The sequence below is a fragment of the Seongchinamella unica genome (assembly GCF_004354085.1).
GTDB lineage: Bacteria > Pseudomonadota > Gammaproteobacteria > Pseudomonadales > Halieaceae > Halioglobus > Halioglobus unicus.
Genome location: NZ_SMSE01000001.1, coordinates 1,115,972 through 1,138,288 on the forward strand (window position 1 = coordinate 1,115,972; position 22,317 = coordinate 1,138,288).

21 protein-coding genes and 1 other RNA gene are annotated in these 22,317 nt (G+C 60.0%); 7 read left to right on the plus strand and 15 right to left on the minus strand.

Translation table 11 applies throughout. From position 1 onward, the window contains the following. Complete coding sequence (pepP, locus tag E2F43_RS04845) at positions 1-1,314, minus strand: Xaa-Pro aminopeptidase (protein WP_133210140.1); 1,314 nt, start codon at positions 1,312-1,314, stop codon at positions 1-3. A gap of 45 nt (positions 1,315-1,359) precedes the next feature. Further along, positions 1,360-1,932, minus strand: a complete 573-nt coding sequence (locus E2F43_RS04850; RefSeq protein ID WP_133210142.1) for a UPF0149 family protein — start codon at positions 1,930-1,932, stop codon at positions 1,360-1,362. 163 nt (positions 1,933-2,095) lie between these two features. Here E2F43_RS04850 and E2F43_RS04855 point away from each other — a divergent pair, with 163 nt between their 5' ends. The 4 genes from E2F43_RS04855 to E2F43_RS04870 all read left to right on the plus strand — a co-directional run bounded on the left by E2F43_RS04855 (position 2,096) and on the right by E2F43_RS04870 (position 3,452). After that, complete coding sequence (locus E2F43_RS04855) at positions 2,096-2,296, plus strand: TIGR02449 family protein (protein ID WP_117952651.1); 201 nt, start codon at positions 2,096-2,098, stop codon at positions 2,294-2,296. 4 nt (positions 2,297-2,300) lie between these two features. Beyond that, positions 2,301-2,618: a cell division protein ZapA gene (locus E2F43_RS04860; protein ID WP_133210144.1), complete on the plus strand. Its 318-nt coding sequence runs from the start codon at positions 2,301-2,303 to the stop codon at positions 2,616-2,618. 67 nt (positions 2,619-2,685) lie between these two features. Beyond that, positions 2,686-2,865, plus strand: a non-coding RNA gene (gene ssrS / locus E2F43_RS04865) — 6S RNA. 8 nt (positions 2,866-2,873) lie between these two features. Next, the gene (locus tag E2F43_RS04870; protein WP_133210146.1) at positions 2,874-3,452 is read left to right on the plus strand and encodes a 5-formyltetrahydrofolate cyclo-ligase; all 579 of its coding nucleotides are present in this window, start codon (positions 2,874-2,876) and stop codon (positions 3,450-3,452) included. Positions 3,453-3,460: 8 nt separating this feature from the next. Here the strand turns inward: E2F43_RS04870 and E2F43_RS18995 are convergent, their stop codons facing one another. Beyond that, the gene (locus E2F43_RS18995; RefSeq protein ID WP_165954195.1) at positions 3,461-3,607 is read right to left on the minus strand and encodes a hypothetical protein; all 147 of its coding nucleotides are present in this window, start codon (positions 3,605-3,607) and stop codon (positions 3,461-3,463) included. Positions 3,608-3,780: 173 nt separating this feature from the next. Then, positions 3,781-5,310: a threonine ammonia-lyase, biosynthetic gene (gene ilvA, locus E2F43_RS04875; RefSeq protein WP_133210148.1), complete on the minus strand. Its 1,530-nt coding sequence runs from the start codon at positions 5,308-5,310 to the stop codon at positions 3,781-3,783. Between the two features lie 142 nt (positions 5,311-5,452). Between ilvA and rpiA the strand changes: the two genes are divergently transcribed. Further along, positions 5,453-6,130, plus strand: coding sequence for a ribose-5-phosphate isomerase RpiA (gene rpiA, locus E2F43_RS04880; protein ID WP_133210150.1), 678 nt, complete (start codon positions 5,453-5,455; stop codon positions 6,128-6,130). Between the two features lie 12 nt (positions 6,131-6,142). Here rpiA and E2F43_RS04885 read toward each other — a convergent pair whose 3' ends face one another. Further along, the gene (locus E2F43_RS04885) at positions 6,143-6,871 is read right to left on the minus strand and encodes an acyltransferase (protein WP_133210152.1); all 729 of its coding nucleotides are present in this window, start codon (positions 6,869-6,871) and stop codon (positions 6,143-6,145) included. Positions 6,872-6,963: 92 nt separating this feature from the next. Between E2F43_RS04885 and trmB the strand changes: the two genes are divergently transcribed. Next, positions 6,964-7,629: a tRNA (guanine(46)-N(7))-methyltransferase TrmB gene (gene trmB / locus E2F43_RS04890; RefSeq protein WP_133210154.1), complete on the plus strand. Its 666-nt coding sequence runs from the start codon at positions 6,964-6,966 to the stop codon at positions 7,627-7,629. 50 nt (positions 7,630-7,679) lie between these two features. Then, a complete protein-coding gene (cysE, locus tag E2F43_RS04895; protein WP_133210156.1) occupies positions 7,680-8,498 on the plus strand; it encodes a serine O-acetyltransferase in 819 nt (272 codons plus the stop codon). Positions 8,499-8,502: 4 nt separating this feature from the next. Here cysE and hemE read toward each other — a convergent pair whose 3' ends face one another. The 10 genes from hemE to E2F43_RS04945 all read right to left on the minus strand — a co-directional run bounded on the left by hemE (position 8,503) and on the right by E2F43_RS04945 (position 22,266). Continuing rightward, on the minus strand, positions 8,503-9,573 hold the full coding sequence (hemE, locus tag E2F43_RS04900) for a uroporphyrinogen decarboxylase (RefSeq protein WP_133210158.1): 1,071 nt from the start codon (positions 9,571-9,573) through the stop codon (positions 8,503-8,505). Between the two features lie 48 nt (positions 9,574-9,621). Next, positions 9,622-11,043, minus strand: a complete 1,422-nt coding sequence (locus E2F43_RS04905) for an FAD-dependent oxidoreductase (protein ID WP_133210160.1) — start codon at positions 11,041-11,043, stop codon at positions 9,622-9,624. Between the two features lie 19 nt (positions 11,044-11,062). Continuing rightward, on the minus strand, positions 11,063-15,505 hold the full coding sequence (gene gltB / locus E2F43_RS04910) for a glutamate synthase large subunit (protein ID WP_133210162.1): 4,443 nt from the start codon (positions 15,503-15,505) through the stop codon (positions 11,063-11,065). 139 nt (positions 15,506-15,644) lie between these two features. Beyond that, positions 15,645-16,727 carry a 3-dehydroquinate synthase gene (gene aroB, locus E2F43_RS04915; RefSeq protein ID WP_133211105.1) on the minus strand — a complete coding sequence of 361 codons (1,083 nt, stop codon included), beginning with the start codon at positions 16,725-16,727 and terminating at the stop codon, positions 15,645-15,647. Positions 16,728-16,796: 69 nt separating this feature from the next. Then, complete coding sequence (aroK, locus tag E2F43_RS04920) at positions 16,797-17,312, minus strand: shikimate kinase AroK (protein ID WP_133210164.1); 516 nt, start codon at positions 17,310-17,312, stop codon at positions 16,797-16,799. Then, the gene (locus E2F43_RS04925; protein ID WP_420820755.1) at positions 17,312-19,459 is read right to left on the minus strand and encodes a type IV pilus secretin PilQ; all 2,148 of its coding nucleotides are present in this window, start codon (positions 19,457-19,459) and stop codon (positions 17,312-17,314) included. The genes aroK and E2F43_RS04925 overlap by 1 nt, the downstream gene beginning before the upstream one ends. A 22-nt stretch (positions 19,460-19,481) precedes the next feature. Continuing rightward, positions 19,482-20,018: a pilus assembly protein PilP gene (locus tag E2F43_RS04930; protein ID WP_133210166.1), complete on the minus strand. Its 537-nt coding sequence runs from the start codon at positions 20,016-20,018 to the stop codon at positions 19,482-19,484. Then, on the minus strand, positions 20,015-20,629 hold the full coding sequence (locus E2F43_RS04935) for a type IV pilus inner membrane component PilO (RefSeq protein ID WP_133210168.1): 615 nt from the start codon (positions 20,627-20,629) through the stop codon (positions 20,015-20,017). Before E2F43_RS04935 ends, E2F43_RS04930 begins: the two co-directional genes overlap by 4 nt. 3 nt (positions 20,630-20,632) lie before the next feature. Further along, positions 20,633-21,202, minus strand: coding sequence for a PilN domain-containing protein (locus E2F43_RS04940; RefSeq protein ID WP_133210170.1), 570 nt, complete (start codon positions 21,200-21,202; stop codon positions 20,633-20,635). After that, the gene (locus E2F43_RS04945) at positions 21,202-22,266 is read right to left on the minus strand and encodes a pilus assembly protein PilM (protein WP_133210173.1); all 1,065 of its coding nucleotides are present in this window, start codon (positions 22,264-22,266) and stop codon (positions 21,202-21,204) included. Before E2F43_RS04945 ends, E2F43_RS04940 begins: the two co-directional genes overlap by 1 nt. Positions 22,267-22,317 lie beyond the last annotated feature (51 nt).

The following is a 22,317-nucleotide window of genomic DNA, read 5'->3' on the forward strand; positions in this document are numbered from 1 at the left end:
TCAGGCGGCCATGGTGGCCTCAATCTCCTCTATGGTGCGCGGCGCGTCGGCGGTCAACACCTCACAACCTGACGCAGTCACCAGAACGTCGTCTTCTATACGCACCCCAATCCCTCGCCACTTGCGCGCCACGTCGGTATTCCCTGGCGCTATGTAGATACCCGGTTCCACCGTCATCACCATCCCCGCTTCCAGCAGGCGCCACTCATCGCCAACCCGGTAATCGCCCACATCATGCACATCCAGGCCCAGCCAGTGCCCCAATCGATGCATATAAAAGGGCTGGTAGGCCTGGGCTTCAACGAGTTCATCGACCTCACCCTCCAGCAGGCCCAACTTCACCAGGCCCGCGGTGATCACCCGGACGCTGGCATCGTGGGGCTGGTTCCAGTGATTGCCGGCGCGAATCTCAGCGATCGCCGCCCCGTGGGCGGCCAGCACCAATTCATAAATCGCTCGTTGCTCGGCGTTGAACCTGCCGTTTACCGGGAATGTGCGGGTGACGTCCGCCGCGTAATACTCGAACTCACATCCGGCATCGACCAGCACCAGGTCACCGGCGCGCATTTTGCTGCTGTTTTCCACGTAATGCAGGGTACAGGCGTTAACACCACTGCCGACGATACTCAGGTACGCCGGATAGCGGGCGCCCCCACGAACAAACTGGTGGTGCAGTTCACCCTCCAGTTCATATTCAAACATGCCGGGCTGGCAATAGCGCATGATGTGGCGGTGGGCACTGGCGGTGATTTCGCCGGCCCGGCGCAGCAGCTTTTGCTCGGCGGCGCTCTTGATCAGCCGCATATCATGGAGCATGTGGTCCAGGTCGGTGAACTCTCCGGGAGGAGAGGCGCCGCTGGACTCCTTACTGCGAATGCTGTTGACCCAGCCCATGATCTGGCGGTCAAACTCTGCGCTGCGGCCCATGGAATAGTAGACCCGGTCGCGGCCTTCAATCAGCCCCGGGAGAATTTCATCCACATCGGTCACCGGAAAGGCGTCGTCGGCACCGAAATGGTCGCAGGCACCATCCGGCCCCGCCCTGCTCCCGTGCCAGAGCTCGGTCGCAGGGTCACGCTCCCGGCAGAACATGACAAACTCGCCATGCGCGCGCCCGGGAATCAACACCAACACCGCCCCGGGCTCGCAAAAACCGCTGAGGTAATAAAAGTCGCTGTCCTGGCGAAAGGGGTATTCGGTATCCCTGCTGCGCAGTTTTTCCTGCGCGGCGGGTATGATGGCGATGCTGTCAGGCGCCATCATCGCCATCAGCTTGCGCCGTCGGCGGGCGTATTCTGCGTTGCTTATCTTCATCCGGTGACGCTGTAATCGGGAAATCCGCAGATTACCACAGGCTATCTAGTGCAGAGAGGGAGGCTCTCCCCCGGCGGGTTCGACCCGGCTGTCCATGAAAATGTTGAGAGAGGCAAAACGCAGGTACTCGACAATCTCCATGAAAGCGTTTTCTGCGTCCTCTTCCTCCTCGCCTTCATCCACCCCGGCCTCGGCGATAGCCGCGAAGTCCCGCAGGATTTCACTACTGTCCTGTGACACCTGGGCCTGGTTGACCTGGGCAAAGCCGGCGAGAAAACCGCTGGCCCAGTCGGCCACGGCTGCGGTACGGGCTTCAATCTCAACCTCATCGTCCGGCAACAGGGGGTAGAAGTCGAATTCGTCGTCTTCCAGCGCCGCCGCCGATACCTGGTAGAGTTGCATGAGCTGAGCGGCCAGCTCACCGTGCGAGTTCAGGTCCATCGCCTGACTTAGCAGCGCCAGTCCCGCCTCGGCCTGGGCCGGAGCGCCTGCAGCGAGAAGGCCGCACAAACAACCGTGGATACGCGAGGGGGAGGTGTCCAGGCCCTGCTCCAGCAGGTGATTGGCCAACTCGTCGATGTCGAAGACTCCGACTTCATCGGGGGATGGATCAAACATGTCGATTTCCTGGCGCGTGAAACCCGGTGACCCCGGGGAAAGTTACAACAGCAAGCTAACAAAGCTTGGCAGGCCCTTGATTTTCATTGCTTTTGTTCCGTTGACCTCGATCGGAAGCGCCCTTATAGTAAAGTCCACACGGGACTAACACCAGTAAAACTCCATGGCGGACAAGCAACTGCAGGCCCTGAGCCAGAAGATCGATCAGCTGATCGAACTGTGCAACCAGCTGAACAGGGAAAACCAGCTGCTAAAAGCGGAAAATGCCGGCTGGCAGCAGGAACGCCAGGACTTGATCGACAAGAACGAACTGGCCAGATCCAAAGTAGAAGCCATGATCAACCGTCTGCGCACAATGGAGTGAATCGGTGAACCAACCCAACACTGTCACGGTAAAAATTCTCGACAAGGACTACCAGGTCGCCTGCCCGGAAGAGCAGGAATCGGATCTGGTGGTATCGGCAAAATACCTGGACAAACAAATGCGCAGTATCCGCGAAACAGGCAAGGTCATCGGCCTGGAGCGCATTGCGGTCATGGCCGCACTCAACATCAGCTATGAGTTGCTGCAGGCCTCTGAACACAGTGGCAGCGAGGCTCCCGCGCCGGAAGCCAGCGCCGTAGAAGGCCTCAACCGCAAGCTCGATGACGCCCTCTACCAGCTGCGACAGCTGGAAATCGGCTGAGCCCTCCCGTAATTCCCGCGGAAATGCAAGGGCGAATTTGTTCTCCGCCCCCGTTATAATCCACCCCGGATCCCTGGCGTATGCGCCAGGCAGACAGTCCTCGAGCCGATAAATTTGTATCCGGGGGCGTCTCGCCACTGCTGGTGTGCAGGTCCGGCATGACCGGAAAGCCTTATGCAGTGCAGGTGCCTCCACCTTGAACCATCGGGTTCAAGGGCAGCGCTGTCAGCGGTACGCCGGGAATCTTTAACACCCATGGAAAACCTGCCTCAGTCCAAATCAGAGCTCCGCCGGGACATGCGTTCCCGTCGGCGGGCGCTGCCAGAGACCAAACGGCGCCAGGCGGCGGGCAAAATTGCCGAGCGACTGGCGTCCCTGCCGAGTTGGCGCCTGGCGCAACGTATCGCCGTGTATCTCGCCAATGACGGAGAAATAGACCCCTCTATCGTGGTCAACACCCTTCGCGCCGAAGGCAGGACACCGTACCTTCCGGTAATCCAGGCCGACAGATCACTTCGATTCGCGCGTTGGGAAGCGGGCGAGCACCTCGGCAGGAACCGTTTTGGTATTCCGGAACCTTCGGGCGACCCACGCCCGGCCAGCGAACTGGACGTCATACTGCTGCCGCTGGTTGCCTGGGACCGGCAGGGTAATCGGCTGGGGATGGGGGGCGGTTTCTACGACAGGGCGCTGGCAAACGCCCCTGAGGTACTGAAGGTGGGTTTGGCGTACGAGTGCCAGCAGGTGAGCACCCTGCCGGCGCAGTCATGGGATGTTCAGCTGGACTTCATCGTGACCGAAAGTACCCTGTACAACTGTCAGGGCGATCACTGAGCCTGCCTTCAGTCGTTTATGATAACGCCCGCCTGCAGTTCGGAGGCAGGTGCTGCAACTGAGTCGGAGGCGGCCATTGGCAGCATCAGGGTGACCAATACGCCCATGCCAAAAGCGGCCATCAGGACTAGCATAAGGTCTGGCTTGCGTTTCACTGTTTCCCCACTCTTCTCGGATCAGTAACAGGCGCTTCCGGGAAGGCCTGTTCGACTTATTATCAGATGGAATCAACCACTAACTTTCGGCATTATTTCACAAAAACGAAAAATGTCTACAGCTAGTGGACAAAAACTTCAACTTTCTGAACTATTTCTGTTGCACAGGCGGCTCAGCTGTCCCGCTGGCCAAGGTACAGCGCGTAAGCGAGGTTGTCCGTCTCGTCCCAGTAACGATACCCGATCTGGGCGAGCACTTGCTCAAACGCCCCCTTTTCCCCGTGTGGGACCTGCACGCCCGCCAGAATCCTGCCGTATGCCGCACCGTGGTTACGGTAGTGGAACATGGAGATATTCCAGTGCTGCCCCAGACCTGAGAGAAATTTCGCCAGCGCGCCGGGCCGCTCGGGAAATTCCACCCGATAGACCCGCTCATTGTCCAGGCCCGCCGGCGCATGACCACCCACCATGTACCGGACATGGAGTTTGGCCACCTCGTTATCGGTGAGGTCCTGTGCCTCATAGCCCTTGTCCTCAAGCACCTGTAACAGGCGGGCAAGATCCTCTCCGCCGGGCACCACCGAGAGGCCGACGAAAACCTGTGCCGAACCCTTGTCGACATAGCGATAGTTAAACTCGGTGATATTGCGCCTGCCCAGGGCGGCGCAGAATACCCGGAAACTACCCGGCTGCTCCGGGATGGTCACCGAGATTACTGCCTCACGCTGTTCACCGATTTCAGTTCGCTCGGAGATATAGCGCAGCCGGTCGAAATTGGTATTGGCGCCACTGACAATCGCCAGCAGGTCCTCGTCCTGCACGCCCTCGCGCTCGCAGTAGAGCTTCAGCCCTGCCAGCGCCAGCGCACCGGCGGGCTCGGCAATGCTGCGGGTGTCCTCAAAGATATCCTTGATAGCGGCGCAGATTTCGTCGCTGCTGACGGTAATAACCTCGTCCACCAGCTCTTTGATCACCCGAAAGGGCTCCTTGCCCACCTGGGCGACGGCACAGCCGTCGGCGAACAACCCCACTTCAGGAAGGACTGCCCGACGGCCCCGCTCCAGCGCCAGCTTGAGGCAGGCAGCGTCCTCCGGCTCGACGCCAATGACCCGGGTATCGGGCCAGACGTACTTGATGAAGGCAGCAACACCGGCAAGCAGGCCGCCGCCGCCTACCGGGACAAAAATCGCATCCAGCGGCCGCTCCTGCTGGCGGACAATTTCCATGCCCACGGTGCCCTGGCCGGCGATAACGTCGGGGTCATCAAAGGGATGAACGTAGGTCATGCCCTTTTTTTCCACCAGCACGGCAGCATGCGCAGCGGCCTCGTCGTAGGAATCGCCCCGCAGCACCACCTTGGCACCGCGATCGCGAACCGCATCGACCTTGATTTGCGGCGTGGTGCGAGGCATGACAATGGTCGCCCTGACCTTCATTCTGCCGGCAGCCATGGCCAGGCCCTGGGCGTGATTGCCGGCGGAAGCCGCCACCACACCGAGGGCGCGCTGCTCCGGGGTGAGGTGATGCATCTTGTTGTAGGCGCCCCGCAGCTTGAAAGAAAACACCGGCTGCAGGTCTTCCCGTTTCAACCAGACCCGATTGCCCAATCGGCGGGACATCAGTTCAGCCCGGTCTACCGGGGTCTCCCTGGCCACGTCATAGACGCGCGCATCGAGAATCCGCTTGATGTAGGACTTTGGCATAGATCCGGGTTCCGCTGGTTTGAAGCAAGCGGCCATGTTAAAGAAGCCGCGCCGGTTTTGCAGCCCCGATACCGGATAATTGCTGCCGCGACCAGCCCGCTGGCCTATAATGGCCCTCCGCAGAACTCTGGAGCCATGGTCTATGAACCAGGATGAGATGAAGCAGGCCGTCGCCCAGGCCGCACTGGATTATATTCGCCCGAAAATAGACGACGACACCGTGCTGGGCATCGGCACCGGCTCCACCGCCAACCTGTTCATTGACTGCCTGGCGGACATTCGCGGGCTGTTAACCGCAACGGTAGCCAGTTCGGAGGCATCAGCCGAGCGGCTGCGAAACCATGGCATTCCGGTGTATGACCTGAACGCGGTCGACCAGGTGGACTTTTACATTGACGGCGCCGACGAATGCAACGCCGCCCTGCAACTGATCAAGGGCGGTGGCGCTGCCCTGACCCGGGAAAAAATCGTGACGGCGGTGGCAAAAGAATTCATCTGCATCGCCGATGAGTCAAAACTGGTTCACACCCTCGGACAGTTTCCCCTGCCGGTGGAAGTTATTCCCATGGCCCGCAGCCACGTCGCCAGGGAGCTGGTAAAGCTGGGGGGTGACCCGGTGTACCGGGACGGTGTGGTCACTGACAACGGCAATGTCATCCTGGATGTGTACAACTTTTCCATACCCCAGCCACTGGCCACCGAGGAAAAGATCAACGGCATCACCGGGGTGGTCACCAACGGCCTGTTTGCACTGAAGCCAGCGGATGTATTGCTGCTGGGTACGCCACAGGGAGTGAAAACCCTGTATGCGGCCGACTGACTGACGAGCGGCTCAGGCCCGGCGACGAGAGGCCGGATAAATGACCGACCACAGCCAGCGCCAGAAGCTGTTACCGGCCAGCACCTCGGCGTTGATGGCGTCAAAAAAACGCTCCAGTTCAACGGGATTGGCAAAATAATCCATGCGGGTTTTGAAGCCCCGGTCCGGATCCAGCTCCTTGACCACTTTTGCCGGGTTGCCCGCCACCACCGCGTTCGCCGGCACGTCGCGGGTGACAACGGCCCGCGCCGCCACTACCGAATTGTCGCCGATAGTGACGCCCTTGAGCACCACCGAACCGTCTCCCAGCCAGCAGTTGCGGCCGATATGTACCGGCGTCGGCGTGGGGTCGCGTTCCGTGCGATCGTAGATCATATGCCAGTCGGAATCGGTGACGTAGGCGCCATTGGCGAACATGGTGCCATCACCGATAGTGACCTCGTCGGAAGCGCTGATGCGCGAACCCGGGCTCATCAACACACAGTCGCCTATGTCGATCCGGCCCTGGCCCTCGGCGCGGCCCCACACACCAATTTCCACCTGGTGCATGGGCTCGCCGATGGCGGTGAAGGAGCGCCCAATACGGATATTGTTGCCGGAAATGTTGACATACCAGGGCTTCATAATGGTGTGATACGGCCCCAGCGACTCGCACTGCGGCCGCAGGAAATACTCGGCATACCATTGACGATAACGCAGGTACAGTTTCTTCAGCCACCAGGGACGGAGATCTTTACGCATGAACGTGGTTCCACGATAGATGCTGGAAATAGTCTGAGGCGTTATCATGGCAACCCCTGTGTTGAACTGCAACGGAATCCACCAAAGCGAGCATGAGCGAGCCCCGCCAGTCTGATATATCGCGCCCGGTAAGCAGTAACCAGACGGGTCTGCATTCACAGCTCGCGACCACTTTGCAGCGTCACCTGGATCACCCCTTCCGCCGACCACCGGCACCGCATTCAGTGGCAGCCTACCAGGCACTGGCCGAGCGACTCCGTGCGCAGCCACAACCACTGGTTATCGACTCCTTCTGCGGTACCGGAATGAGTACACAGCTATTGGCGCAAAGGCATCCTGACCAGCTGGTGGTGGGTATAGACCAATCCGCCCACCGGCTGCAAAAACACCTACCCTCCCCTGCCGGCAACTACCTGCTGCTGCAGGCCCAGGTCGAGGATATATGGGCACTGCTGTTGGCCGATGGCTACCGCGCGCAATACCACTACCTGCTCTATCCCAACCCCTGGCCCAAGCGCAAACACCTGCAGCGGCGTGTCCACGGCCACGGCAGTTTTCCACTGTTGCTGGAACTTGGCGGCTATATCGAACTGCGCTCGAACTGGCAGCTGTACGTGGAAGAGTTCGGTGTGGCCATGCACCTCGCCGGCCGCCGAGGCCTGATACGCCAGATATCCGGAGATCCACCCCTGACCCTGTTCGAGGACAAGTACCGCAACAGTGGTCACCGGTTGTGGGCGTTCACCGCAGCGCCGTGACGAAAAGCCTGTTATAGGCTAAAGTCCCCGCTGCAGAGAGAGGAACCGCAATGACTGCCAATCAGCCCGACCCGGTGTGGGAACGAATTCGCGCCGAGACAGAGAAACACGCCCAGGAAGAACCGGTGCTGGCCAGCTTCCTGCACGCCACGATTCTCAATCACGACTCTCTGGAGTGCGCCCTCAGTTTTCACCTGGCCAGTCAACTGGATAGCCCGACCGTCACCTCGCTATTATTGCGTGAGGTCATGTTGCAGGCCATGCGCTCGGATAAACGTATCGGCGAGGCGATGCGCTGCGACCTGCTGGCCGTGGTCGATCGCGATTCCGCAAGCCACGAGCTGTATATCCCGTTTCTCTACTTCAAGGGCTTCCACTCCCTGCAAACCCACCGTATTGCCCATTGGCTGTGGAACAACGGCAGGCGCTCCATGGGACTGTTCTTCCAGAACCGGGTTTCGGTGAAATTTGGCGTGGACATACACCCCGCTGCGCGCATTGGCAGCGGCATTATGCTGGATCATGCGACCGGCCTGGTGGTCGGAGAAACCGCCGTCGTTGGCGATAACGTCTCCATCCTGCAGTCGGTCACTCTGGGTGGCACTGGCAAGGAAGACGGCGATCGCCATCCCAAGATAGGCAATGGTGTGCTGATCAGCGCAGGGGCGAAAATTCTCGGTAATATCCGCGTCGGTGAGGGCGCCAAGATCGGCGCCGGCAGTGTCGTGCTGGAAGAGGTTCCACCGCACACAACGGTTGCCGGTGTGCCGGCGAAGATTGTGGGCCGACCGGCCACCGACGCACCGGCACTGGATATGAATCACGATTTCTGCTGCGACGGGAGAGATGTCTCGTCGCAGTCGGGCTAGGGCGCTAATCCCCCAGGTGATACTGGGGTGACAGCTCCTGGACCGCGTCCACAAACGCAGTTACGTGGTCCGGGTTGACGCCCGGCGTTATTCCGTGGCCAAGGTTGAATATGTGACCACTGCCATGGCCGAAACCCGCCAGGATAGACGCCACTTCTTCGCGGATCCGTGCCGGTGAGGCAAACAGCATCGACGGATCCATATTACCCTGCAGGGCCACCCGGTCACCAACCTCGGCACGCGCCAGGGCAATGTCCGTGGTCCAGTCAATACCGACCCCCTGGGCACCGCAGTCAGCAATCGAGGTCAACCACTGACCGCCCCCCTTGGTGAATACAATGACCGGCACATCCCGGGTTTCGGGCTGGCCCTGCAATCTGGTGATGATCCGCTGCATGTACGCCAGTGAGAACTCCCGGTAACCGGCTGCAGACAGGCTGCCTCCCCAGGTATCGAAAATCTGCACCGCCTGGGCGCCCGCGCGAATCTGCGCCGCCAGGTAATCGGCCACGGCATCCGCCAGCAGCGACAGCAGGCCGTGCATCAGGGCCGGTTTGTCGTAGGCCATGCCCTTGACGTTGGCAAAGTCCTTGGAGGAACCACCCTCGACCATGTAGGTTGCCAGAGTCCAGGGGCTACCGGAAAAACCGATCAACGGCACCTTGCCGTTGAGTTCGGCTCGAATCGTGCGAACGGCATTCATGACGTAGGCCAGGTCATCATCGGCCGTGAAACTGTTAAGCCCGGCCAGGTCTTCCTCGCTGCGCACGGTCTTGCGAAAACGCGGGCCCTCACCTTCCTCAAAGTACAGGCCCAGACCAAGGGCGTCGGGCACGGTGAGAATGTCGGAAAACAGGATGGCCGCGTCCATGGGGTAGCGGCGCAGGGGCTGCATGGTGACCTCGCAGGCCAGCTCGGCATTCTTGCAGAGGTCCAGAAAAGAACCCGCCTGTTTCCGGGTGGCGCGATATTCGGGCAGGTAGCGGCCGGCCTGACGCATCATCCACACTGGCGTGCGATCAACAGGCTGGCGTTGCAATGCACGCAGGAAGCGGTCGTTCTTCAGTTCACTCATCAATATCTCTCTTGCCTGCACCCGGACGGCGCAGCTTGTCGTTCGCGCCTAGACGCCCAGGTAGTCCAGAATCCCATCTGCCGCCTGGCGCCCCTCCCAGATGGCCGTGACCACCAGGTCAGACCCGCGCACCATGTCACCGCCGGCAAAAATTTTGGGGTTGCTGGTCTGGAACTTGTAGGTCTGCGCTTCTTCCGCAACCACGCCATTCCAGTCGTTGGTCTGCACCGCCACTTCCTCCAGCCAGTCAGGCGGGCTGGGCTGGAATCCGAAGGCAATGATCACCGCATCCGCCTCCAGCACTTGCTCACTACCGGGTATGGGCCGGGGCCGACGACGACCATCCGCATCCGGCTCACCCAGTTCGGTTTCCACCACCTTGATGCCACAGGCCTGACCAAAATATTCAACCACCTCGATGGGCTGGCGATTAAAGAGGAATTCGACCCCCTCTTCCCGCGCATTTTTCACTTCCCGGCGCGAACCAGGCATGTTTTCCTCGTCGCGACGGTAGGCGCAGATGACCTTATCCGCGCCCTGGCGCACCGCCGTGCGCACACAGTCCATCGCGGTGTCGCCACCGCCGAGGACGATAACCCGTTTGCCCCGGAGGTTGACGTAGTCTTCCGCTTCCTGTTCGAAACCGAGATTGTGGTTCACATTCCCTATCAGGTAGGGCAGTGCTTCATAGACTCCGGGCAGGTTCTCTCCAGGAAAGTTACCTTTCATGTAGGTGTAGGTGCCCATGCCCATAAATACCGCATCGTACTGTTCCAGCAGTTCGCTGATCGCGACGTCCCTGCCGATTTCCGTGTTGAGGCGGAACTCGATGCCCATGCCTTCAAACACGTCTCGACGCCGGGTCATGACCTGTTTTTCCAGCTTGAACTCGGGAATGCCGAAGGTCAGCAGGCCGCCGATCTCGGGGTAGCGGTCGTAGACCACAGCCTTGACCCCGTTACGGGTGAGAATATCGGCACAGCCAAGCCCCGCCGGCCCGGCTCCGATGATCGCTACCTTCTTGCCAGTGGCAACGACATGGGAGAGATCCGGTCGCCAGCCCATGGCAAGGGCGGTATCGGTGATGTACTTTTCCGAGGACCCGATGGTGACCGCGCCAAACCCGTCGTTCAGCGTACAGGCCCCTTCACAAAGGCGATCCTGCGGGCATACCCGGCCGCAGACCTCCGGCAGGGTGTTGGTCTCATGGCTCAGTTCCGCCGCCTCGAACAGGTTGCCCTCGGACACCAGCTTGAGCCAGTTGGGAATGAAGTTGTGCACCGGGCACTTCCATTCACAATAGGGGTTGCCACACTCCAGACATCGATGGGACTGTTCCGCCACCTGGCCCTTGGTAAAGGGCTTGTAGATTTCCACATAGTCCGTCTTGCGGGACTGCAGCGGCTTTTTGTCGGGATCATTGCGGCCGACATCAATAAACTGGAAATTGTTTGCCAGGCGATTACTCATATCTTCTCCTGTCCACGCGTCAGTCGGTGTTACGCAGACGTGATAGCAGCTGGTCGAACTCCGCTGCCTTGGGTTTGACCAGCCAGAACTTGCCAACGTAGTCGACAAAGTTTTCCAGCAGGTAGGCACCCCATTCAGAACCGGTTTCCTCGACAAATTCGCGGATGTTGCTGCGCAGGTAGTTCCGATAGGGTTCCATGTACTCCGAGCTTACCCGGTGGATTTCCACCAGTTCACTGTTGTACTTGTCGATAAAGGTGCGATCCATGTCCAGCACATAGGCAAAACCACCGGTCATGCCCGCGCCGAAGTTGACGCCGGTCGGGCCGAGCACGGTGACATTACCGCCGGTCATGTATTCACAGCAGTGGTCTCCCGCGCCCTCGACAACCGCATGGGCACCGGAATTGCGCACCGCAAAACGTTCTCCGGCAATGCCAGCCGCGTGCAGCCGCCCGCCGGTCGCTCCATAGAGACAGGTATTGCCGATAATCGCCGTCTCCTGGGACTTGAATTCACTGCCACGGGGCGGGTAAATCACCAGCTTGCCGCCGGCCATTCCCTTGCCCACGTAGTCGTTGGAGTCCCCCTCGAGGTACATGTGCAGGCCGCCGGCATTCCACACACCAAAGCTCTGGCCTGCGGTACCGGTCAGGCGCAGGACCAGCGGGTTTTCTTCCATACCCGTGTTGCCATAACGGCGGGCGATTTCGCCTGACAGCCGGGCGCCAATCGAGCGATCACAGTTGCACACCGTGAAGTTGAACTCACCACCGGTGCGGGACTCAATGGCAGAGAGGGTCGCGGCGACCATTTCCTCGGCTTTCTCACCCTTGTCGAAAGGGTCGTTGGCGGCCACCTGGCAATACTCGGGCTGGTCCTGGGCAGATTGATCCTTGTGGAGAATGGGAGCGAGGTCCAGGCGGGCCTGTTTGTCGGTCTCTCCCGGCAGGGCCTCCAGCAGGTCGGTACGACCAATGAGCTCCTCCAGGGAAGCGACGCCCAGCTTCGCCAGCCACTCGCGGGTTTCCATGGCGATGAAAGTGAAGAAATTGACCACCATCTCCACGGTGCCGTTGAAATGTTCGTCACGCAGCGTCTGGTGCTGGGTGGCAACACCGGTGGCACAGTTGTTGAGGTGACAGATGCGCAGGTACTTACATCCCAGCGCAACCATGGGCGCGGTGCCGAAGCCAAAGCTCTCGGCCCCCAGAATCGCGGCCTTGATCACGTCGAGGCCGGTCTTCAGGCCACCATCGGCCTGCAGCCTGATATTACCGCGCAGGTTGTTGCCGCGCAGGGTCTGCTGCACCTCCGCGAGGCCCAGCTCAAAGGGAGAGCCGGCATAGCGAATTGAGGTTAGCGGGCTGGCGGCAGTACCACCATCGTAGCCGGATATTGTAATCAGGTCGGCATAGGCTTTGGCGACGCCCGCGGCGATTGTGCCGACTCCAGGCTCGGACACCAGTTTCACCGACACCAGAGCCTTGGGATTGACCTGCTTGAGATCGAAAATCAGCTGTGCCAGATCCTCGATTGAGTAAATATCGTGATGCGGCGGCGGCGATATCAGGGTCACGCCGGGCACGGAATAACGCAGCCGGGCGATCAGGTCATTGACCTTGCCCCCCGGCAACTGGCCTCCCTCGCCGGGCTTGGCACCCTGGGCCACCTTGATCTGCAGCACCTCGGCGTTGACCAGGTAGTGGGGAGTGACCCCGAACCGGCCGGAGGCAATCTGCTTGATCTTGGACATGCGCTCGGTGCCGAATCGCTCAGGATCCTCGCCACCCTCGCCCGAGTTGGAACGGGCGCCCATGCGGTTCATCGCCGCCGCCAGTGCCTCGTGCGCCTCGGGGCTGAGCGCCCCCAGGGACATACCCGCGGAATCGAAGCGCGGCAGGATGTTCTCTACCGGTTCCACCTCGTCGAGCGCAATACTGCTGACACCTTCCACCGGCTTGAGCAGGTCCCGCAGGGTGGCCACCGGTCGCTTGTTGACCAGTTCCGCATAGCGTTGGTAATCGGCGTAATCGCCGCTCGCCACCGCCTGTTGCAAAGTCATCACCACATCCGGGTTGAAGGCGTGATACTCCTGGCCATGGACATACTTGAGCAGACCGCCCTGCTCGATGCCCTTGCGCGGGCTCCAGGCCCGGGCCGAGAGGAGCTGCTGCTCCCGCTCCAGTTCCTCGAAGCCGCTGCCCTCGATGCGCGAGGCGACGCCGCAAAAAGCGGTGTCGACAACCTCGCTGGAGAGGCCCACCGCTTCGAACAGCTGGGCACCGCGATAGGAGCTGACGGCCGAAATGCCCATCTTGGACATGATTTTCAGCAGGCCCTTGTTAATGCCCTTGCGGTAGTTCTTGTAACACCTGCTGGGTTCTCCCAGCACCTCGCCGCAGCGGATCAATTCTTCCAGCACGCTGTAGGCCAGGTAGGGATAGATGGCGGTAGCACCAAATCCCAACAGGCAGGCGATCTGGTGTGAGTCTCTGGCGCTGGCGGTCTCCACCACGATGTTGGCATCGGCGCGCAAGCCCTTGCGGATCAGGTCATGGTGTACCGCACCCGTGGCCAACAGGCTGTGTACCGGCAACTTGCCTTTTTCAATTGCCCGATCGGACAACACCAGCACAGTGGCACCGTCTTTCACCGCCTGCTCGGCAGCCGCAGTAACCGCGGCAATCCCCTCCTTCAGGCCGGATTCCCCCGGCGTGTAGGTGCAATCAATTTTGTGAACCTTGAAGCCCGGGCGATCCAGCTGCATCAGCGTGGTGAACTTGCCCTGGGACAACACCGGAGAGGTGAGGATGACCCGGTCGGCGTGCTCGGGCCCTTCGTGGAAGAGGTTTTTCTCGCCGCCAAGGTCAGTCTCCAGGGACATGACAATGGTCTCCCGCAGCGGGTCGATGGGCGGGTTGGTGACCTGGGCGAATTTTTGCCGGAAGTAGTCGTAGAGTGAGCGCTCTTTCCTCGACAGTACCGCCATGGGTGTGTCGTCACCCATGGAACCCACCGCCTCGTTGCCGGACTCCGCCAGCGGTCGCAGCACCTGGTCCCGCTCCTCAAAGCTGACCTGGAACATCTTCATGTAGGTTTCAAGCTGTTCGCGATCGATACCGGAAATCATCTCGCTGCCGAAGGTACCCTCGATGCGCTGGGCTTTTTCCTTCAGCCAGCGCTTGTAGGGCTGGCGTGACTTCAGGCGCTGGTCGATTTCCTCGGTCTGCAGCAATTCACCGGTATGGGTGTCGACCATGATCATCTGCCCCGGGCCGACCCGGCCCTTGGCGACCACGTCTTCCGGCTTGTAATCGTAAGTGCCGATTTCAGAGGCGAGGGTCATAAAGCCGTCTTTGGTTTTCACCCAGCGCGCCGGACGTAAACCGTTGCGATCCAGCAGGCACACGGCGTAGCGCCCATCGGTCAGGACAATGCCGGCGGGGCCGTCCCAGGGCTCCATGTGCATGGAGTGGTACTCGTAAAAGGCCTTCAGATCCGGGTCCATCAACTCCATGTTTTGCCAGGCCGGGGGAATCAGCATGCGCAGGGCCCGGGCCATATCCACACCGCCGGTGAGCAACATGTCCAGCATATTGTCCAGGCTGGAGGAGTCCGAACCGGTGCGGTTCACCAACGGGGCGATTTCCTCGATATTCGGCAGCAGCTCGCTTTCAAAGCGCGGGGTGCGGGCATCTGCCCAGTTGCGATTACCCTCAATCGTGTTGATCTCGCCATTGTGCGCCAACAGGCGGAACGGCTGGGCCAGAGGCCAGCGTGGCATGGTGTTGGTGGAGAAACGCTGGTGGAATACGCAGATGGCCGTCTCCAGCCTCTGGTCGGCGAGATCCAGGTAGAACCGCGGCAAGTCCACAGGCATGACCAGTCCCTTGTAGGCGATCACCCGGCCGGACAGACTACAGATGTAATAGTCCTCGTCACCCTCGCACGCTATCTCGGCCTTGCGTCGGGCAACAAACAGCTTGGTGGACAGCTCGGTTTCACTGAGACCGGGGGCATCGACAAACACCTGTTCGATACGGGGCAACTGCTGCAGGGCAATTTCGCCACACACTGAGTCATCGGTGGGCACTGTCCGCCAGCCGAGCACTTTCAGGCCCTGACCGGTGAGCGCGGTTTCGGTGGCCGCGCGTGCGGCCCGGGCTGCGTCATCATCCCGGCTGAGGAAAATCTGGCCGATGGCGAAGGCATCGCCCAACTCAGCGCCAAAGCTCTCGCTGGCGAGGGTGCGGATAAAAGAAGCGGGCATCTGCAACAACAGGCCGCAACCATCACCCGTCTTGCCATCAGCCGCAATACCGCCGCGGTGGGTCATGCAGGTCAGGGACTCAATCGCGGTTTGCAGCAGGCGATGGCTCGCTTCACCGGAAGTGTGGGCAATCAGTCCGAATCCGCAATTGTCGCGGAATTCTTCAGGTCTAAAAAGGCCTGCGCTCATAGTCAGTCCAGAATATTAAGTGAAAACAAACAGTTACACCGGAGACCCAACCCTGCAACAAAGGCTGGGGCAAAAGGGGGAGCTTATTTTACACAGATGCCCTGACTGCGACAAACGGGGGTTTGGCGCGCCAGAACGGCTAACTGGCCAGCGGCTCCAGTAGCGCCAGTAACTCCTCTTCGCTCACGTCATCGACAACACAGGCTTCGCCCATCGCGCGCAGGAGCACCAACCGCAGGCGACCATCGATCACTTTCTTGTCCCTGCCCATCAGATCGATAAATTGCGCTGCCGACATGTCCTCCGGGGGCGCTACCGGCAAGCCGGCAGACAGCAACAACTCGCGCAGGGCAGCGACCTCGCCGGCTTCCACCCAGCCGCGCTGTGCGGAAAGTTTCAATGCAATTAGCATGCCCGTGGCCACCGCCTCCCCATGCAGCCAGTTGCCATAACCCTGGGCAGTTTCAATGGCGTGGCCAAAGGTGTGGCCCAGGTTCAGGATAGCCCGCAGTCCGCCTTCCCGCTCATCGGCAGCGACCACCTCGGCCTTGCAGGCGCAGCTACGCTCGATGGCTTCTGCCAGGACGGCTTCGTCTCGCGACAACAGTCGCGGCATCTGTTGCTGCAGCCAGCGATAGAAAGGTTCATCGCGGATCAGGCCGTACTTGATCACCTCCGCCAACCCGGCGGCATATTCCCGCGGCGGCAGGCTGTGCAGGGTATTGATGTCAATGAGCACTGCCCGGGGCTGGTAGAAGGCGCCGATCATGTTCTTGCCCAGAGGATGATTGACCGCGGTCTTGCCGCCGACCGAGGAATCCACCTGTGCCAGCAGGGTAGTAGGCACCTGAATAAAATTGACACCGCGCTGGTAGCAGGCAGCGGCAAAGCCGGTGATGTCGCCCACCACACCGCCGCCGAGGGCGACCATGGTGGTGTTTCGGCTGTGCCGGTCCCCCATTACCCGGTCAAAAATTTCCGCCAGTACGTCCAGGTTTTTGTATTGCTCGCCATCCGCAAGAATGATTTCCGTGACCAGGGAGCGCTCGCCCAGTGCGGCGCGCAACCGATCCATGTACAGGGGGGCGACGGTTTCATTACTCACCAGCACCACCTGGCTGCCAGGGACATGGTTGTTCAGTAACCCGGCGTCCTGTAACAGATCCCGGCCGATATAAATGGGGTAGCTGCGTTCTCCCAGCTCAACATGCAGGGTGTGCATGAGTAATGACACAATAGCGCTCTCCTGTTCAGGGGAGGGCTATGATACTGCCCGCAAGGGTCCCTGTCTTCAGGTGCTGAGTTCGCGCACCAGGCGTTGGGCGACCGTGCGCGGACTGCAGCCGTCGGTCTCAATAACGTGGTCGGCGATTTCCCGGTACAGCGGGTCACGGATAGCCATCAGTTTACGCAGGGTTTCTTCCGGGTCGCCGGTCTGCAACAGCGGCCGCTTGCGGTCCCGGCGGGTCCGCCGGACCTGCTCGTCCACGGTGGCATACAGATAGATGACATAGCCCCTGCCACCCAGGGCGCGACGATTCTCCGGACGCAGCACCACTCCACCGCCGGTGGCCAGGACCACGTTGTCCCACTGGGTCATTTCTTCCACCACCTGCTGCTCCCGATCCCGGAAACCTTCCTCACCCTCGACATCGAAGATCCAGGGGATATCGGCACCGGTGCGCGACTCGATCTCAGAGTCGGTATCGGCGAACTGCAGCTTCAGGTGATCGGCAAGGTACTTGCCAATAGTTGTCTTGCCGGCCCCCATGGGGCCGACAAGAAAAACGCGGTGTAGTGCGGGCATTAGTCGAGCAGGGTATCAGCCAGAATCCGCGGTGTGATAAAGATCAGGGTCTCGGTCTTGGTGTTGTTGCGGGTCTCACTGCGGAAGAAAGCACCCACATAGGGGATGTCGCCGAAGAAGGGAACCTTGTTTATGGTTTCGATATTTTCAGTCTTGAACACACCGCCCAGAACCACGGTTTCGCCGTTACCCACCAGCACCTGGGTGGTCAGCTCGGTGGTGTCAATGGAGGGAATAAAACCACCCTGGCCACTGGGCACCAGGTCACCGACCGAGTCCTGCTTGACGTTGAGGTCCAGCATCACCCGATCGTCCGGGGTAATATTGGGCGTGACATCCAGTTCCAGCACAGCCTCCTTGAAAGAGGTGGAGGTCGCGCCAGAGGCGGCCGCTTCCTGGTAGGGAATTTCGGTACCGGACTTGATGGTCGCCTGCTGCTTGTCGCCGGTAATGACCTTTGGCTGTGACACGACCTCGCCTTCACCGGCGGCCTCCAGCGCAGACAGCTCAGCGGTCAGGAACAGGTCATCGCTGGTAAAACCGAGGGCAAAGCCGCTGGTACTGGCCACACCCAGGTCAACCAGCAGCGCTCCGGGATAACTCACCGACGGCGTCTGACCGCTGATGATGGAATTGTTGATTCCAACCACGTTGGCAGCATCACCCGACACTGACAGAATATTGCCGTTGACATCGTCGATGTAGCCACCGCCCCACTCGATACCCAGGTTGCGGGTAAGGTCTGACTGGGCGATAACGATACGGGACTCGATCATCACCTGGCGGACCGGGATATCCACCTGCTCGATAAGCTCGCGGATTTCCGCCAGCTTGGCGGCGGTGTCGGTGATGATCAGCGAATTGGTACGCTGGTCAACCACCACCGAGCCCCGCTCGGAAATCAGGCTGCCACCCTCTTCCGAACCGGCCTGGAACAGACCGACGATCTGCTGGGCGCTGGCGTAGCGGATGCGCACGAATTCAGACTGCAATGGCGCCAGTTCGGCGATCTGCTTGTTGGCCTCTATCTCCTGGCGCTCCCGCTCGGCAATTTCCGCCGCCGGCGCGACCATCAGCACGTTACCGATCTGGCGCTTGTCCAGTCCCTTGGTCTTGAGCACCAGTTCCAGCGCCTGGTCCCAGGGCACATTCTGCAAACGCAGGGTAATACGACCGGACACAGTATCGCTGGCCACCAGGTTGAGTTCGGTGAAGTCAGCGATCAGCTGCAATACCGCTCGCACTTCAATGTCCTGGAAGTTGAGCGAGATACGGTCGCCAACATAGGAGAACTCGTTGCGCCGCTCTTCCACTTCCTTGGCACTCAACGGCTTGACGCTCAGCACGTACTGGTTATTGGTCTGGTAGGCCAGGTAATCAAAGTCACCACTGGTCTTCATGGTCAGGATTGCGCCGCGCTCGGTGGTATTCACATCCACGCTGTCGACGGGTGTGGCAAAGTCGGTGACATCATAGCGGCGCATCAGACGCTCGGGCACGCTGGTGTCGATAAACTGGACCTTGATATCCCCCGCTTCACTGAACACGTTGACATCCACCGAGGGGTTGGTCAGCTCCAGGGTCAGGCGACCCTCGCCGTCCCCGGTGCGCTGGAACTGCAGGTCACTGATTTCAGAGCTTACGTCGGCCACCGGCTCCACTTCGGTTTTCAGCTTGTTGGGATCAGTGGTCGGCTTGATGTAGTCGCCGCCGTCCTGGCCCACCACCAGGAACAGGCTATTGCCGTCCACCCGGGTCTCGTAGGGCACCAGTTTGACCAGGTTGAGCACCATGCGGGTCCGGTCGCCCGACTCCAGCACCACGACGCCGGTGGCATTGCCGTAAGGCAGGGAGTAACGCTTGCGCTCCAGGCTGCTGGTGGTCCCCGGGAAGTCGACGGCGATACGGGCCGGCTTTTCAATGGTATAGGCCTTCAGGTCCGGGGGTGTTTCATTAAAGTCCAGGCGCACTTCAAACTTGCTGCCCGGTCGCGAGCTGAACTCGATGTCGGTGATAGTGGGTGCCGCCTGGGCGGCAAACGCCCAGGCACCCAGCGCCAGTCCGGCGACAGGGCGTATCCATTTCCCCAAATTCAACTTTCCTTTCCCCACGGCCTTGTTCCCCAACGGTTGTTTTTTAAATGACATGGCTATCACCCATGGCCTCGGCTTATAAGCCGGATAATTTAATGGTCCGAGGACGCTCTACCCAACCGTCCTCGCTGCCGTCACTGACAATCTCGACCACGGCGACGTAGGTCTCGGCAGTTTCGACAATCTTGCCGTGATGGCGGCCGAGATAATTCCCCACCGCCACCCGGTGCACCCCACCCTGGGGGTCGCGAATCAGCGTCCAGCTGTTATCCCCTCGCTCCAGCGTGCCCACCATGACCAGGGAGTCGAAGGTAAACTGTTCCAGGAACTCCTTGGCCCGGTTTTCGTCGGGCTTGATGGCGCTGACAGCCTGTAGCTGGGCAATGTCCCGAACCTCGATCGGCCGCTCAAACGGGCTGCGCAAGGTAGTCGCGCTGTAGGCGAAAGCCTCGTAAGCCTTGAAGGTGGGGATTGGCGCAATGATTCCGCCGGGACGGGCCAGCTTCTCCGCCATGAAGGCATCGAGATCAACGAAGTCGCGGCTGCCGCATGCAACCAGGGCCAGCGGGAGTGTAAGCAGGGCGGCGATATGGGTCAGTCGCTTCATACTCATACCTCATCATCCCGGTAGCGGTAGGTCTTGGCGATGATGCGCATCTGCAGATTGTTGGCATCCCCACCCGGCGCCGAAATATTGAAATCATGCAAGGTCACAATTCGCGGCAATGCGGCCATGCCGCTGATGAAGGCGCCCAGGTCATGGTAGGAACCTGAGGCGACGATCGAGATCGGCAGCTCGATGTAAAACTCCCGGGCCTGTTCCGGCAACAGGTCGATACTGGCAATGTTGAGACCGTTGAGCAGGCCCTTGTTGGTAATATCCTCCAACAGGCCCGGTACTTCGGTATCGCTTGGCAGCTGACTCACCAGGGCACCGAAGGACTCTTCCATCTCCTTCATCTGCTGGCGGTAGGCATCGAGATTGGCCGCCTGGAAGGCCTTTTTCTCAAACTCCTGCTTGAGTTGCTCCTCTTTCTTGCGCTCACCCTCCAGCTGTATCTGCAGGTCCTCGATGTGGTAGTAGTAACCAAAGGCGAGCACCCCGCCCAGGACCACGATCCAGATGAACATCCTGATGGGCAGCGGCCAGCTACCGACGGTGTCAAAGTCCAGGTCGTTGACATCAAACTCGCGCAGGGAGCGCATGGTATCTTCAAATGCCATGGATCACTGCCCCCCCTGCTGATCTTCGGGCTTGGGCAGTTCGACATTCACCGTGAGGTTGAACGTCGTTGCCTGGTCCCCGTATTGTGTGGCCGCATTGACCTTGTCCAGGTTCGGATTTGCCAGCCAGTCCGATGCATCAAGCCGGCGCATCAGGCTGGACACGCGGTTGTTGGACTCGGCGATACCGTTGATGGTGATCTTGCGGTTCTTGGTGGACAGGTTGGAATAAAACACCCCGTCCGGGATGGTACGTACTATCTGGTCCATGATGCGCACAATAATCGGCCGATTGCCCTGCAACTCCTGAATCACCCGCATCCGTTCTATCAACTGGTTACGCCGTTTCTGCAACTCGCGTATTTCCGCCACCTTCTTGTCCAGCTCACGGATATTTTCGGTCAGGTAATTGTTGCGCGCCTTCTGGTACTCGATCTGTCCATTGACGACCCTGTCACCGAGCAACACCAGGCCGGCGCTCAACAGGGCGACCAGGGCGGTCGTGATCAGGAACTCTTTCTTCTGTTCCTGGCGCCGCTCCTCTCTCCACGGAAGTAAATTAATTTTAGCCATCAGTCAAAACTCCGCATTGCCAGGCCACAGGCAATCATCATGGCCGGGGCGTCACTGGAGAGGGCAACGGCGTTGACCCTGGACGAGATGGACATATCGGCGAAGGGGTTCGCCACCGTGGTGGGCGTGCCGAGCTTTTCCTGCACCAGGTCGGGCAAGCCCTCCATGGAGCCGACACCACCAGCGAGGATGATGCAGTCGACATCGTTGTACTGGCTTGAGGAGAAGAAAAACTGCAGGGAACGGGCCACCTGCTGCACCACCGCGTCCTTGAAGGGTTCCAGTACTTCCGGCTCATAATCATCGGGCAGGCCGCCCTGCTTCTTGGCCAGACCGGCCTCTTCCAGCGGCAGGCCGTAACGACGCATGATTTCGTCAGTCAGTTGCTTGCCGCCGAACAGCTGTTCGCGGGTGTAAATGGTCTGTCCGCTGTTGAGCACGCTGAGGGTGGTCATGGTGGCGCCGATATCCACCACCGCCACTGTCGAATCATCATCGAGATCAAGCTGGTTCTGGATCAGCGAGAAAGCGCGCTCCATGGCGTAGGCTTCCACGTCCATGATCTTGGCTTCCATCTCGGCGCCCTCAATGGCCTCGACCCGGGCATCGATGGTTTCCCGCCTGCAGGCTGCCAGCAACACCTCGACCTGGCCGGCCGCCTCTGGCGATGGCCCCTGGATCTCAAAATCAATGGCAACTTCTTCCAGCGGGTAGGGGATGTACTGGTCCGCTTCCAGCGTAAGCTGGGTTTCCAGATCGTCCTCGTTCAAGCCGCTGGGCATATCGATCATCTTGGTGATTACCGATGAGCCAGCAACCGCCGCCGCAGCCGTTTTGAGTTTAGTCCTGGACTGGGCGACGACGCTGCGAATGGCATTGGCTACGCCGTCCACATCGTTGACGTTCTTTTCGATGACCGCGTCCTGCGGTAACGAGCTCACCGCGTAACTTTCCACGCGGTAGCGATCCCCTGAATAGCTCAACTCCAGCAATTTCACTGTCGTCGAGCTGATATCAAGCCCCAGAACCGGTGTCGCCTTTCTTTTCCCTATTAGACCAAGCAACTTTTTTCCCTATCAGTATCACTAACTTAGGATGTTTTTATGCACCGATAC